At 73.3% G+C, this 13,902-nt stretch carries 13 protein-coding genes; 8 read left to right on the top strand and 5 right to left on the bottom strand.

What is annotated here, in order from left to right; translation table 11 throughout:
• Position 1 precedes the first annotated feature (1 nt).
• Together PJ985_RS19295 and PJ985_RS19300 are read right to left on the bottom strand one after the other, a co-directional pair.
• Positions 2-457 (bottom strand): ferritin-like domain-containing protein, encoded by a 456-nt coding sequence (locus PJ985_RS19295; RefSeq protein ID WP_271685101.1) that lies wholly within the window; start codon positions 455-457, stop codon positions 2-4.
• Positions 454-951 (bottom strand): hypothetical protein, encoded by a 498-nt coding sequence (locus PJ985_RS19300; protein WP_333909877.1) that lies wholly within the window; start codon positions 949-951, stop codon positions 454-456. The genes PJ985_RS19295 and PJ985_RS19300 overlap by 4 nt, the downstream gene beginning before the upstream one ends.
• A gap of 334 nt (positions 952-1,285) precedes the next feature.
• On the opposite strand from PJ985_RS19300, the gene rimP reads away from it, so the two are divergent.
• The 8 genes from rimP to PJ985_RS19340 all read left to right on the top strand — a co-directional run bounded on the left by rimP (position 1,286) and on the right by PJ985_RS19340 (position 9,318).
• Complete coding sequence (gene rimP, locus PJ985_RS19305) at positions 1,286-1,783, top strand: ribosome maturation factor RimP (protein ID WP_271685102.1); 498 nt, start codon at positions 1,286-1,288, stop codon at positions 1,781-1,783.
• A gap of 2 nt (positions 1,784-1,785) precedes the next feature.
• Positions 1,786-2,823: a transcription termination factor NusA gene (nusA, locus tag PJ985_RS19310; RefSeq protein WP_271685103.1), complete on the top strand. Its 1,038-nt coding sequence runs from the start codon at positions 1,786-1,788 to the stop codon at positions 2,821-2,823.
• A gap of 103 nt (positions 2,824-2,926) precedes the next feature.
• Complete coding sequence (locus PJ985_RS19315) at positions 2,927-3,205, top strand: YlxR family protein (protein WP_271685137.1); 279 nt, start codon at positions 2,927-2,929, stop codon at positions 3,203-3,205.
• A gap of 153 nt (positions 3,206-3,358) precedes the next feature.
• On the top strand, positions 3,359-6,448 hold the full coding sequence (gene infB / locus PJ985_RS19320) for a translation initiation factor IF-2 (protein ID WP_271685104.1): 3,090 nt from the start codon (positions 3,359-3,361) through the stop codon (positions 6,446-6,448).
• 96 nt (positions 6,449-6,544) lie between these two features.
• Positions 6,545-6,838 (top strand): DUF503 domain-containing protein, encoded by a 294-nt coding sequence (locus tag PJ985_RS19325; RefSeq protein ID WP_271685105.1) that lies wholly within the window; start codon positions 6,545-6,547, stop codon positions 6,836-6,838.
• A 45-nt stretch (positions 6,839-6,883) separates the two neighbouring features.
• Positions 6,884-7,345 (top strand): 30S ribosome-binding factor RbfA, encoded by a 462-nt coding sequence (rbfA, locus tag PJ985_RS19330; protein ID WP_271685106.1) that lies wholly within the window; start codon positions 6,884-6,886, stop codon positions 7,343-7,345.
• Entirely contained in the window at positions 7,342-8,241 is a 900-nt protein-coding gene (gene truB, locus PJ985_RS19335; RefSeq protein ID WP_271685107.1) for a tRNA pseudouridine(55) synthase TruB, read from the top strand. The genes rbfA and truB overlap by 4 nt, the downstream gene beginning before the upstream one ends.
• Before the next feature lie 138 nt (positions 8,242-8,379).
• The gene (locus PJ985_RS19340) at positions 8,380-9,318 is read left to right on the top strand and encodes a bifunctional riboflavin kinase/FAD synthetase (protein WP_271685108.1); all 939 of its coding nucleotides are present in this window, start codon (positions 8,380-8,382) and stop codon (positions 9,316-9,318) included.
• Positions 9,319-9,337: 19 nt separating this feature from the next.
• Here PJ985_RS19340 and PJ985_RS19345 read toward each other — a convergent pair whose 3' ends face one another.
• From PJ985_RS19345 to eccE, 3 genes are all read right to left on the bottom strand, one after another.
• Complete coding sequence (locus PJ985_RS19345; protein ID WP_271685109.1) at positions 9,338-11,788, bottom strand: SCO5717 family growth-regulating ATPase; 2,451 nt, start codon at positions 11,786-11,788, stop codon at positions 9,338-9,340.
• 232 nt (positions 11,789-12,020) lie between these two features.
• Positions 12,021-12,701, bottom strand: a complete 681-nt coding sequence (locus PJ985_RS19350; RefSeq protein ID WP_271685110.1) for a hypothetical protein — start codon at positions 12,699-12,701, stop codon at positions 12,021-12,023.
• The gene (eccE, locus tag PJ985_RS19355; protein WP_271685111.1) at positions 12,701-13,879 is read right to left on the bottom strand and encodes a type VII secretion protein EccE; all 1,179 of its coding nucleotides are present in this window, start codon (positions 13,877-13,879) and stop codon (positions 12,701-12,703) included. Before eccE ends, PJ985_RS19350 begins: the two co-directional genes overlap by 1 nt.
• Between the last annotated feature and the right edge of the window lie 23 nt (positions 13,880-13,902).

Below are 13,902 nucleotides of genomic sequence, written 5' to 3' on the forward strand. Positions count from 1 at the left end.
TTCAGTTCCGCCCTTCGGCCGGGGAACGGTGCTCGGGGAGGCCGGGGAACGGCACCCCGGCGCCGCGCCACCGTGCGGCGCGGACCGCCGCCGCGGTCAGTGCGCCGGCCGCCTGCCTCCGGGTGCTGCCCCCGGTCGCGCGGACCAGGTCGGCGTAGACCCCGGCGAGGCGGTCCTCCAGTTCGGCGGCGAGTGCCAGCGCGCTGTCACTGTCCGTCACCGGAAACGGCAGGAGGTAGCCCGCGGCGGCGGGTACCGGCGTGGCGCCCAGGTCGCGCACCGCCCGGTGCAGGGCGTCGCGCCCGGAACGGTGGGCGGCGTGTGCCTGCCGGACCTCCTTGGCGCGCTCGCCGTCGATCCGTGCGCCGACCACGCCGTAGCCGTAAAGGGTGGCGTGCTCGGCGGCCAGGGCGGCCTGGGTCGCGGGCAGCTCCGGGTGGCCGGTCTCCTGGGTCATGGACGGACCTCGTTGAGCAGGTAGGTGTGGACCGAGCCGGCGGCCGACAGGGAGGCGAGGAGTCGTGCCAGCTCGGGAGGGGCCTCGGTCAGCGCCCGCAGCCGGACGTGGGAGAGCTGCCGCTCGGCGTCGGCCAGCGCGGCAAGAGCGGCCGCCGGCTCGGCGGGGGCCCCGGGGACGTCGGGGGCGGGTGCGGGGGGCTCCCCGGAGCGCACCACGCTGAGCTGGTCGGCGACGGTCTTGCGCAGCGGTGCCAGCGCCGGGGCGAGTGCAGGGTGCGCGGCGAGTGCGGCGTCGTACCGGGCCAGCAGTTCGGCGCTGTCCTGTGCCGTTCTCCGGCGCAGCCGCGCCGTTTCCGCGGAGCGCTCGCCGGGAGTGGCTTCCTCCTGCGGGGCGGCGCCGTCCGGGTTCCGTCCCGCGCAGCCGCTCAGCGCGGTCGCGAACCCGGCCGCGGCGCAGGCCAGCAGCGCGCGCCTGGGCAGCTCGATGGACACGTTCCCCGCACTCCCCGTCAGTGTGGTGGTCTGGCTCGGGCGGTCTCCGCCGGGCGGAGGGCCACGCGGCTGTCCGCCCGCGTGCGGGGGGCAGTCGTACACAGTTCCGTGCCATCCCACGCGAGGATCACCGCTCGGTGAGCGTACCGGTGTGCGCGGTCTCCTCTCGCGCCGCCCCGTGCCCCGGCGCGTCTGGGGGGCTGTGCGCGCCGGTCGGCGTAACGTGCCGTAGGCGATAGGCTGTGCCGCGAGGCGACGCCCTTGCGATTCCTGCGGGCTTCCCCCCTCCCAGCGACCCCCACACAACAGCAGACGCGGCCGAGGAGTCACCCGGATGAGCACCACCCAGATCGACAGGCTGCGGGACCTGCTGGAACCCCTGGCCGGCGAGCGGGGTCTGGATCTCGAAGACATCACGATCACCCCGGCCGGCAAACGGCGGGTTCTGCAGGTCGTGGTCGACACCGAGGACGGAGTGCACCTCGATGCCTGTGCCGAGCTGAGCCGCGCGGCGTCGGAGGTGCTGGACGAGGCCGACGTGATGGGCGGCACCCCGTATGTCCTGGAGGTCAGCTCGCCGGGGGCGGACCGCCCGCTCACCGAACCGCGGCACTACCGGCGTTCCGTCGGACGGCTCATCCGGGTACGGCTGACGGACGGCGAGGAGCTGACCGTGCGGATCCTCGCCGTCGACGAGGCCGGGCTGGATGGGGAGATTCCCGGGGAGAAGGGGCGCAAGCCCAAGCCGCGGCGGGTGGATTTCGAGGGGATCGCCGCAGCCCGGGGCGAAGTCGACTTCAGCCGCAAGCCCAAGAAGGACGAGGAAGCGTAGCCGTGGACATCGACATGAGCGCCCTGCGGGGTCTGGTGCGGGAGAAGGACATTTCCTTCGACCTGCTCGTCGAAGCGATCGAGACGGCCCTTCTCATCGCCTATCACCGTACCGAGGGCAGCCGCCGCGTCGCCCGGGTCGAGCTGGACCGCAAGACGGGCCACGTGACGGTATGGGCCAAGGAGGACGCCGCCGATCTGCCGGAGCCGGAGGAGGGCGAGGCGCCGCCGACCCCCCGCGAGTTCGATGACACCCCCAGCGGATTCGGCAGAATCGCGGCGACCACCGCGAAGCAGGTCATCCTGCAGCGTCTGCGGGACGCCGAGGAGGACATCACCTTCGGTGAGTACGCCGGGCGCGAGGGCGACATCGTCGCCGGCGTCGTGCAGCAGGGCAAGGACCCGCGGAACGTCATGGTGGACATCGGCAGGCTGGAAGCCATCCTGCCCCCGCAGGAGCAGGTGCCGGGGGAGCAGTACACGCACGGCTCCCGGCTGCGCACCTTTGTGGTCCGGGTCACCAAAGGGGTGCGCGGTCCCTCCGTGACGCTGTCCCGGACGCACCCTGGTCTGGTCAAGAAGCTCTTCGAGCTCGAGGTCCCGGAGATCGCGGACGGCTCGGTCGAGATCGCGGCGATCGCCCGTGAGGCCGGGCACCGCAGCAAGATCGCGGTCCGGGCGGTCCGCTCCGGCCTGAATCCCAAGGGTGCCTGCATCGGCCCGATGGGCGGCCGGGTGCGGAACGTCATGGCAGAGCTGCACGGCGAGAAGATCGACATCGTCGACTGGTCGGACGACCCGGCCCAGCTGGTGGCGAACGCCTTGTCCCCGGCCCGGGTCACCCGGGTCGAGGTCGTCGACGCGATGGCCCGCTCCGCCCGGGTGACCGTTCCGGATTACCAGCTCTCCCTGGCCATCGGCAAGGAGGGGCAGAACGCCCGGCTGGCGGCCCGGCTGACCGGCTGGCGGATCGATATCCGCCCGGACACCGAGCAGCAGGACGGGGAGACCGGCAGCCCGCGGGCCACGACCCGGGAATGAAATCAACTGTGCGAACGCTGGACGGGACGGATGATCCTGTCCCGCATCCGTCCGCGCACCGGCCCGATGACCGGTCGGTGCGCGCGGGGAGGTAGAATCATTGTTGTCTGGCCGGACGCGTGCCCGATCCTGCCCGGAACGCACATGTGTGGGTTGTCGGCAGCGGTCGGCGCAGGAGAGTCTGCTGCGTGTGGTGTTGATCGAGGGCAGATGTGTTCCTGATCAACGCGGTACGCTGCCCGGCCGGGGTGCATATGTACACCCTGCACCGGCGTGTCTTGAGCTGGCGGTCCGCCGTCGGGCGTTCCCCCGGGCCTTCCGGGTCCAGGGGCCGCTTGACACCGCGGATCTGCAGCGGGCGATCAGCCGGGCAACACCGTAAGACGAGCTGCACGGGAAGTCCGTGCGGTCAGGTACCTCGCGAGTCGGAAGTAGGTCGAGATTGCGATGAGCACTCGATGAGTACGCGATGAGTACGCCCATGAAGTAGCGAAGGTCCGGCGGACGACCGACCCCGGACCGAATAAGGAGCGAAGTGGCTAAGGTCCGGGTATACGAGCTCGCCAAGGAGCTTGGAGTGGAGAGCAAGGCCGTCATGGCCAAGCTCCAGGAGCTGGGCGAATTCGTCCGTTCGGCGTCCTCGACGATCGAGGCGCCGGTCGTACGCAAACTGACCGATGCATTTGATGCGGGCAACGGCGCCGGTGGCGCCAGGAAGTCCGCGAAACCCGCCGCGCCCAAGCCGGGCGGGGCTCCCAAGCCGGGCGGTGCCCCGAAGCCGGGTGCCGCGGCCCCCAGGCCCGGCGGTGCCCCGAAGCCGGGTGCCGCGGCCCCCAGGCCCGGTGGAGCCGGCCCCAAGCCGGGCCCCGCGAAGCCGGCTGCCAAGCCGGGCCCCGGTGGTCCCGAGTTCACCGCGCCGGGCGAGCCCGCCCCGAGTGAGCCCGCCGCCGCGTCCGCGCCGGCCGAGCCCGCCACGGGCGAGAGCGCACCGACCCCCCCGGCCGCGGGCAAGCCGTCCGGCGCCCGCCCCGGTGCCGGTACCTCCGGCCCCTCGGGTGCACCCCGCCCGGGCGCCAAGCCCGGTGGTGCCCCGAAGCCGGGCGCCGCGGCCCCCAGGCCCGGCGGTGCCAAGCCCAGCGGTGCCAAGCCCGGCGGCGCCCGCCCGGCCGGCCCCCGCCCGGGCAACAACCCCTTCACCTCCGGCGGTTCCACCGGCATGGCGCGCCCGCAGGCGCCCCGTCCGGGCGGTGCCCCGCGTCCGGGCGGACCGGGACAGGGCACAGGCGGCCCGCGTCCCGGTGGCGGCCAGGGCGGCCCGCGCCCGCAGGCCCCCGGCGGCGGCCGTGCCACCCCGGGCAACATGCCGCGCCCGCAGGGTGCCGGCCAAGGCGGTCCCCGCCCCGGCGGCGGCAACCGTCCGAACCCCGGCATGATGCCGCAGCGCCCGGCGGCCGGCGGCCGTCCGGGAGGCGGTCCCAGTGGCCCCGGAACCCGCGGTGGCGGCGGTGGCGGCCGTCCCGGTGGTGGCGGCTTCGCAGGCCGTCCGGCCGGTCCCGGCGGCGGTGGCCGTCCCGGTGGTGGCGGCTTCGCAGGCCGTCCGGCCGGTCCCGGCGGCGGTGGCCGTCCCGGTGGTGGCGGCGGCTTCGGTGGCCGTCCCGGTTTCGCCGGCCGTCCCGGCGGTCCCGGTGGCCGTGGTGGCACACAGGGTGCGTTCGGCCGCCCCGGCGGTCCGGCGCGTCGTGGCCGCAAGTCGAAGCGGCAGCGCCGTCAGGAGTACGAGGCCATGCAGGCCCCCTCCGTGGGCGGCGTGATGCTCCCGCGCGGCAAGGGCGAGACGGTGCGGCTGTCGCGCGGCGCGTCTCTCACCGACTTCGCGGAGAAGATCAACGCCAATCCGGCGTCGCTCGTCCAGGTGATGCTCAACCTGGGAGAGATGGTCACCGCGACCCAGTCGGTCTCCGACGAGACGCTGCATCTCCTCGGTGAGGAGATGAACTACACCGTCCAGATCGTCAGCCCGGAGGAGGAGGACCGCGCACTGCTCGAGTCCTTCGACATCGAGTTCGGCGAGAACGAGGGTGATGAGGCACAGCTGGTCGCGCGGCCGCCGGTGGTCACCGTCATGGGCCACGTCGACCACGGAAAGACCCGCCTGCTGGACGCGATCCGCAAGACCAACGTGGTCGCAGGGGAGGCCGGCGGCATCACCCAGCACATCGGTGCCTACCAGGCGTCGACCGAGGTGAACGGCGAAGAGCGCAAGATCACCTTCATCGACACCCCCGGTCACGAGGCGTTCACCGCCATGCGTGCCCGTGGTGCCAAGTCGACCGACATCGCGATCCTCGTGGTGGCGGCCAACGACGGTGTGATGCCGCAGACGGTGGAGGCGCTGAACCACGCCCAGGCCGCCGGCGTGCCGATCGTGGTCGCGGTCAACAAGATCGACGTCGAGGGCGCCGACCCGACCAAGGTGCGCGGTCAGCTGACCGAGTACGGTCTCGTCGCCGAGGAGTTCGGCGGTGACACGATGTTCGTGGACGTGGCCGCGAAGCCCGGCATCAACATCGAAGGGCTGCTCGAGGCCGTGGTGCTCACCGCGGACGCCTCGCTCGACCTGCGGGCCAACCCCGAGCAGGACGCGCAGGGCATCGCGATCGAGGCGCACCTGGACAAGGGCCGCGGCGCCGTGGCCACCGTCCTGGTGCAGCGCGGCACCCTGCGGGTCGGCGACACCATGGTCGTGGGCGACGCTCACGGCCGGGTCCGGGCCATGCTGGACGACACCGGCCAGCACGTCGAGGCCGCGGGTCCCGCGACCCCGGTCCTGGTGCAGGGTCTGACCAACGTGCCGGGGGCCGGCGACAACTTCCTGGTCGTCGGCGAGGACCGCACCGCACGGCAGATCGCCGAGAAGCGGGCGGCCCGGGAGCGCAACGCCGCCTTCGCCAAGCGCCCCCGCCGGGTATCGCTGGAGGACCTGGACTCGGTGCTCAAGGCAGGCCAGATCCAGCAGCTCAACCTCATCATCAAGGGCGACGCGTCCGGCTCGGTGGAGGCTCTCGAGTCCTCGCTGCTGCAGCTGGACGTCGGTGAGGACGTCGACCTCCGGGTGCTCCACCGCGGCGTCGGTGCGGTCACCGAGACCGACATCGACCTGGCGACCGGCTCCGACGCCATCGTCATCGGCTTCAACGTGCGCGCGGCGGGTCGCGCCACCCAGATGGCCGAGCGCGAGGGAGTGGATGTCCGTTACTACTCGGTCATCTACCAGGCGATCGACGAGATCGAGGCAGCCCTGAAGGGCATGCTGAAGCCGGAGTTCGAGGAGGTCGAGCTGGGCACCGCGGAGATCCGCGAGGTCTTCCGCTCCTCCAAGCTCGGCAACATCGCCGGTGTCCTGGTCCGTTCCGGCGAAGTGCGGCGGAACACCAAGGCCCGGCTGCTGCGCGACGGCAAGGTGGTCGCGGAGAGCCTCAACATCGTGGGCCTGCGTCGCTTCAAGGACGACGTCACCGAGATCCGTGATGGTTTCGAGGGTGGTATCAACCTCGGCAACTACAACGACATCAAGGTCGACGACGTCATCGCGACGTACGAGATGCGGGAGAAGCCGCGGGCGTGACATGCCGCGTCTGACGCTGCGTGACTGAGCAACGGGCCGGTCGGCGGGTGCGAAATCCGTCGACCGGCCTTGCTCATTCCGATTACGATCATCAGCATGTACGTAGGAGCCCTGTCCTTCGACCTGCTGCTGGGCGACGTACGCTCGCTGAAGCAGAAGCGATCCGTCGTCCGGCCCCTCGTGGCGGAGCTGCACCGCAAGCTCGCGGTCAGCGTCGCCGAAGTGGGCCATCAGGAGCTCTACCGCCGGACGGAGATCGGCTTGGCAGTGGTTTCCGGGGACACCCGGCACCTGACCGATGTCCTCGACCGTGCCGAGCGGCTGGTGGCCGGGCACCCGGAAGTGGAACTGCTGTCCGTGCGGCGGCGGATACACGGCGCCGACGACTGACCGATACCGGCGCCGGCAGGCAACAGCGAACAAGGAGACGGACCAGTGGCCAACAACGCGCGGGCGGACAACCTGGCGAAACTCATCCGCGAGGTGGTCGCCGAGAAGCTGCAGCGCGGCATCAAGGATCCGCGTATCAGCAATCACCAGGTGACCGTCACCGACACCCGGGTCACCGGCGACCTGCGGGAGGGCACCGTGTTCTACACGGTGTACGGCGACGACGCGGACCGCGCGGAGGTAGCCGCGGGCCTGGAGAGCGCCAAGGGCATCCTGCGCTCGGAGGTCGGAAAGGCGGCCGGGATCAAGCACACCCCCAGCCTGGCCTTCCTGCCGGACGCGCTCCCGGAGAACGCCCGGACCATCGAGGATCTGCTCGACGCCACCCGCAGGCGGGACGAACAGCTGCGGCAGCAGGCGGCGGGTGCCCAGTACGCCGGTGAGCCCGATCCCTATGCCACCGGCCCCGACGAGGGCCCGGACGGCGAGGACGTCCCCCGGACATGAAGCGGAACGCCACCGGTCCGGACGGGCTCGTCCTCGTCGACAAGCCCGCCGGGCACACCTCGCACGACGTGGTGGCGAGGATGCGCGGCATCGCCCGCACCCGCCGGGTCGGGCACGCCGGAACGCTCGACCCGATGGCCACCGGAGTCCTGGTCCTCGGCCTCGGCCGGGCCACCCGGCTGCTCGGCCACCTGGCCCTGACCGAAAAGGAGTACGAGGGCGTCATCAGGCTGGGCCAGACCACCGTGACGGACGACGCCGAAGGGGAGATCACCGCCGCAGCCGGCGGCCACGACCTCGACCGGGCGGAGATCGACCAGGGCATCGCCGGGCTGACCGGCGCAGTCCTGCAGGTGCCGTCCAAGGTCAGCGCGATCAAGATCGACGGCAAACGGGCATACCGGCGGGTGCGTGAGGGCGAAGAGGTCGACATCCCGGCCCGCCCGGTGACCGTCTCCTCGTTCACCGTCCACGGTGTCCGCGAGGACACCGCCGCGGACGGCACCCCCGTCACCGACCTCACCGTTCGCGTCGTGTGCTCCTCCGGCACCTACATCAGGGCCCTTGCCCGTGACCTGGGCTCAGGTCTCGGCACCGGAGGGCACCTCACCGCCCTGCGGCGCACCCGGGTCGGACCGTACGGCATCACCGCGGCCCGCACCCTGGAACAGCTGCAGGCGGAGCTGACGCTGCTGCCCCTGGGCGAGGCCGCGGCAGCGGCCTTCCCACGCTGGGACATCGACGAGCAGCAGGCCGAACTGCTGGGGAACGGCGCCCGGATCGCGGCCCCGCCCCTGCCTGCCGGCCCGGTCGCGGTGTTCGCCCCCGGAGACCGCTTCCTCGCACTTGTCGAAGCCCGGCAGGACAAGGCCAGAAGCCTGGCGGTCTTCCACTGACCCGTGGGCTGCCGCAGCGCCGTGCGGGTCACCGCCCCGCCCCGGGCAGCCCGGCGACAAGGCTGTTCCTCCGCCCGGTATTTTGGACCGGCAGATCGTTCCCGACCTGGCACATGACATCCCGCGAGGAGCAGTACCGTGCAGCGCTGGCGTGGTTTGACGGACATCCCCGAGGACTGGGGGCGCAGCGTCGTCACCATCGGCTCGTACGACGGCGTGCACCGGGGGCACCAACTGATCATCGGCAGGACGGTGGCCCGCGCCCGCGCGCTCCGCGTCCCGGCTGTGGTGGTCACCTTCGACCCCCATCCGTCGGAGGTGATCCGCCCGGGGACGCACCCGCCGCTGCTCGCTCCGCATCCCCGGCGGGCCGAGCTGATGGCCGGACTCGGGGTCGACGCGGTTCTGGTCCTGCCGTTCACCAAGGAGCTCTCTCGGGTCTCACCCGCCGACTTCGTCGTGGAGGTGCTGGTGGAGAGGCTGCACGCGCTGTCGGTGGTGGAGGGGCCCAACTTCCGCTTCGGGCACAAGGCCGCGGGCGATGTGGCCACCCTGTCGGAGCTGGGTGCGACCCATGGATTCAACGTGGAGATCATCGACCTGTTCGAGCGGGGCGGAGCCGGTGACGGAGAGCCGTTCTCCTCCTCGCTCGTCCGCCGGCTGATCGCGGAGGGGGACCTCACCGGGGCGGCGGAGGTCCTCGGCCGGCCCCACAGAGTGGAGGGCGTCGTGGTGCCCGGGGCCCGGCGCGGCCGGCAACTCGGCTTCCCGACCGCCAACCTGGACACCGTCCCGTACTCCGCGGTCCCGGCGGACGGCGTGTACGCCGGCTGGCTGACCGCTGAGGGTGCCACCATGCCCGCAGCCGTATCGGTGGGCACCAACCCGCAGTTCGACGGCACGGAGCGCACCGTCGAGGCCTACGCACTGGACCGCACGGACCTCGAGCTGTACGGGAAGACCGTCGCGGTGGACTTCCACGAACGCCTCCGCGGGCAGGAGAAGTTCGACACCGTCGACGACCTGCAGCGGCAGATGGCCCTGGACGTGGACCGGGCCCGGGAGCTCACCCGCTGACCGGACGGGCGGGCGCAGCCTACCGCCGCGGCCCGCCGTCCGGGTACTGGCCGCCCGGATACCCGGGTGCCTGCTGCGGCTGCTGGTGCGGGTAGCCGTAGCCCGGGGGCTGGTGCGGGTAGCCGTACCCCTGAGGCTGTCCGGGAAGCGGCGGTGCCATGTGCGGCGGCATGCCGCCGTCCGGTGTCCACAGCCCCTGCTCCTGCTGGGCGCGCGCGAAGTCCTCGGCGATCAGCGCGGCCAGCTCGAAATACGCCTGGCGGGTCCGGGGCCGCATCAGGTCCAGGTCGAGCTCGGCACCGGCGGCCAGATGCTCGTCGAACGGCGCGACCACCACCCCCCGGCAGCGTGTGCGGAAATGCGCCACGATGTCCTCGACCTTGACCATCTTTCCGGTCTCACGCACGCCGGAGATGACCGTGATGCTGCGCTGGACGAGGTCTCCGTAGCCGTGCGCGGCCAGCCAGTCGAGCGTGGTGCTCGCACTGCTCGCGCCGTCCACCGAGGGCGTGGAGACGATGATCAGCTGGTCCGCGAGGTCCAGGACGCCCCGCATCGCGCTGTACAGCAGCCCGGTGCCGGAGTCGGTCAGGATGAGCGGGTACTGCTTGCCGAGCACCTCGATGACGGCGCGGTAGTCCTCGTCGTTGAAGGTCGTGGAGATCGCCGGGTCCACGTCGTTCGCCAGGATCTCCAGCCCGGAGGGCGCCTGGGAGGTGAAGCGGCGGATGTCCATGTAGCTGTTGAGGTAGGGGATCGCGCCGACCAGATCCCGGATCGTCGCACCGGTCTCCCGGCGCACGCGGCGGCCGAGTGTCCCGGCATCCGGGTTGGCGTCGATCGCGATGACCTTGTCCTGCCGCTCCGTGGCGAGCGTCGCCCCCAGCGCCGTGGTGGTGGTCGTCTTGCCCACCCCGCCCTTGAGGCTGATCACCGCGATCCGGTAGCAGGCCAGCACCGGAGTGCGGATGATCTGGAGCTTCCGCTGCCGCTCGGCTTCCGCCGCCTTGCCGCCGATGCGGAAGCGGGAGCCCTGCCGGCCCGGGGGCTGGGAGCGCTGCTTGTTGCGCCTCTTGTCCTGGAGCAGCCGGTCGGACGACAGTTCCACGGACGCGGTGTACCCCAGCGCGCCGGGCTGGGGACGCGGCGCGTACTGCCGAGGGTCGGGCCACCCGCCCCCCGCCCGGGGATCTTGGGGCGGGTCCGGGTACGGGGGGCCGGCCGGTGACGCACCGGCCTGCGGTGCCGGCGGCTGCGGGCCCGGCGGCTGCGGGTTCGGCCGGCCCGGGGGGTGCGGTGCCTGCTGCGGAGCCACGGACTGGGGGAGTGGCGTCTGCTGCGGCCAGGGAACTCCCGGCTGCGGCTGCTGCTCCGCCGCGGACCGCGGTGCCTGCGGGGCAGCAGGCTGCGCCGCTTGCGGGGGCACCCCGGGCCCGGGCAGGCCGGGGCCGGCGAGGGGTGCCGCCGGGTGCGGGGCCGGAGCAGGCCCGTACTGCGGCGGCGCGGCCGGAGCGGCGGGATGCTGCCCCGGCTGCTGCGGAAGCTGCTGCGGCGAAGGATGTCCGGGGTACTGGGGCGGCGGCCCCTGCGGGCCGGCCGCCGGAGGTGCGGAGCCGGCAGCCGCGTCCCGAGGTTCCACGGCGGGCATGCTGCGTGGGGCGCCCTCAGGACCGACGGCCGGGTCGCCGGACCCCGGCGCCGGAATCTGCTGCTGCGGGACGGGCCCAGGCTCCGGAGGTGCGTCCCGGGGTTCCTGCCGGGCAGCGGCGTCCCGCCCGTGGCCGGACAGAGCCGGCGGCACGGCCTCCTCCCGCTGCTGCGGGGGAACCGGTGGCGGTGTCCCGGGTACCGGGGGCTTCAGCTGGAAGTCCGGGGGCAGCGGCGGCAGTCCGCCTCCGGGCCGGGACGGCGCGGAAGCAGGCGGGGCCGGAGAGAACGGCGCACCGGGCCCGGGGCCGGGCGGTGCCGCCCGCTCCTCGATCGTCCTGCGTACCTCCACCGGGGAGAACCGCATGGTCGCGTTGCTCATCAGGTCACCGCGGGCACCCGTGTCCGGCTCCTGGCCGGCCTCCTCGGCCGGTCCGGTGCGGCCGTCCACGGCGGGGACCTCCGGAGGGCCGCCGGAGGCGTCCGCCGCCCCGGCGGGGCGGGGGGCTGCGGCTTCGGCCGCAGCGGGCGGTCCGGTCCGGCCGCTGTCCTGCGGTCCGCCGGAGCTCTCCGCCGGCACGGCCTCGTGCGGAGGGGGCCCGGGCGTCCGGGAGGTGGTGGAACCCCCGGCCGGTGGGACGGGAGCCGGGGTGGCCGCACGCGCCTCACCCCCCGAATACCAGGCGGGCGGCGTGTAGTCGATGGTGAACTGCCCCGTGCTCTCCGGCTCCTCCTCGAGGAACTCGTCATCGCCCCGTTCGTCGGGGCGTTCGTCACCGGAGATCCCCTCCGCGGTGCGCATCTCGTCCCGCTCGCTGTTCACGACGCCTCCCGCTACTGGTGGTACACCCTGATCCGCCGTCAATGGGCCCTTCACGGATGACGGGCCGGACCCCGAGCGGGTTCCTCCGGCTGGTCCCAGGTTCTGCTGACGGCACTCTCCTGCCGCGCCCGCCTCCACCCTAATCGTCCCTGACCGGTCTCCCCACCCCTCCCCGCCCGGACACCCCGGCAGGCGGCGCCGAGTCCCGGCACGGCGGGCGGGCCGGCCGGGGTCACCCGACGGGGTCCAGCCGGCTCGCACGGCCGAGCACGGCCGTCTCACCCTCGCCGGCAAGCATGCGCACCATCCGGTGGGCCCGGGGCGTGCACCACAACGTGACGTCGTCGGCGAGCACGGACAACCCTTCGACCAGCGGGCCCGGGAGCCCCATGACGCTCCCTGCCCGGCGCCCTTCCTCGGGGGAGACCCGCTGCACCCCCACCAGCGCGGCACGTTCCATCAACCCCGGTGCGACCGGACTCAGGTAGGGCAGCAGCGTCAGCACCGGCTGCCAGGAGGCCGCAGCCGTCCGGCCCCGTGGAGGCCGCATGCCGCAGTCCCGTACCACCAGCACCGGACTGCCGGGCGCGGGCCCCAACGGCGGCACCCGGCCCACCTCGTGCAGCACGAGGCGGTCCCGTCCCCCGCCGACGGCGTGCACCGGGCGGGCCCAGGCCTGCGGCCGGCCGGTCTCCACCGCCACCCGCAGCCCTGCCGCCACGGTGCGCAGCGCCAGCAGCTGAGCCGTCCACAGGCTCCCGATCAGCAGGATGTCGTACGGAACCGGATGATGGACCGGCAGCAGCGCGGGCCGTCCCTCGGTGTCGACGCCGAGGGGGACTCCGTCATCCCCGGCCGGCAGCGACAGACCGTCCACCTGTTCGTCCCGCAGCACCCAGCTCTCCCGTGGCATCAGCGCACGCCTCCCAACGGCAGAGTGGTCAGCACCCCGGTCAACTGCTCCCGGTCCATGGGGGACAGGCCGAGACCTGCCGTCCGTGCGGCTCGCACCAGGGCCTTCCGGGCAGTCCGCAGCTCCGGCTCGCCCAGGCCGGTGACCCGCACCCGCCCGTCCAGCGCCACACTCCCGCGGCCGGCCCTGCGGAGCGTCAGCGAGAAGGTGACGGCGAAGGCCGGCGGAGCCGTCAGCAGAGCGATCAGGCTGTGCAGTGGCCGCGCTCCGCCCCCCAGGGCGGGCCAGCGGGTGATCCGGTAGACGGTGTGCAGACGGTCGTCACAGCGCCACGACCGGGCGCTTTCGGCCGTGCGTCGCGACCGCGGCCCATTGCCCCGGCCCACCAGTGTGGTGATCGCCGGATCCGACCCCGCGCAGGCGGCCACCGCCGACAGCAGTTCTGTCTCCGACAGCACCGAAGCGGAGAACCCGGCTCCGTTCAGACGGCTCGCCAGCTGATCGGCGGCCCGGGTCAGACAGCGTTGCGCCCCTTCCAGGCCGCCGCCCCGCGCCCGCACCGCCGCGACGCACAGCTCGGGATCGAGCCGCAGCGCCACCCAGGTCAGGCGCAGCACCGGCCCGCCCCCTCCCGCCGAAGGGGAACCCGGCCGGGTGTGCTGCACGGCCTGTACCGATTCCAGACGGATGCCGTCGGTGTCCAGCGCTTCCCTCAGCAGCCGCAGCGGCAGAGAGCCCGCCCCGGGCCCCGGTGGCAACGGGCGACCCACCGACTCCACCCGCACCACCGCCGTCAGGGTGCTCCCGTCCCCCGCCATGCCCACATCCCGGCGTTCGCGGCCGGCGAACGAGTAACTCCGCAGGCCGGGAGCGCACTCCGAGGCGAAGGCGAGCAGCGGGTCGGAGCCCGGTGCCGGCGGGCCGGCGGCCCGTGACCGCCTGCGGCGCAGCGCCCGGGCCGCCTCCAGCCGGGCGGGAAGCGAACGCCCCCCGTACCGCAGCACCGCCGCACTCACCAGCAGAACCGCGGCCGGCACCGCCACCGCTCGGCCCAGCGCACTGTCCGAAGCCCAGCCGGCCAGCAGCAGGGCGGCGGCGACCTGCACGCACACCAGCGGCCACCACGCGAACGCCCTGATCCGTGCTGCCCGCACCGGTGGTGCCGCAGCCGTCCCCATCGAGCGCCCCCTCCTGCCCGTGC

The organism is Streptomyces sp. ACA25 (genome assembly GCF_028200735.1).
In the GTDB taxonomy this organism is placed as follows: Bacteria; Actinomycetota; Actinomycetes; order Streptomycetales; family Streptomycetaceae; genus Streptomyces.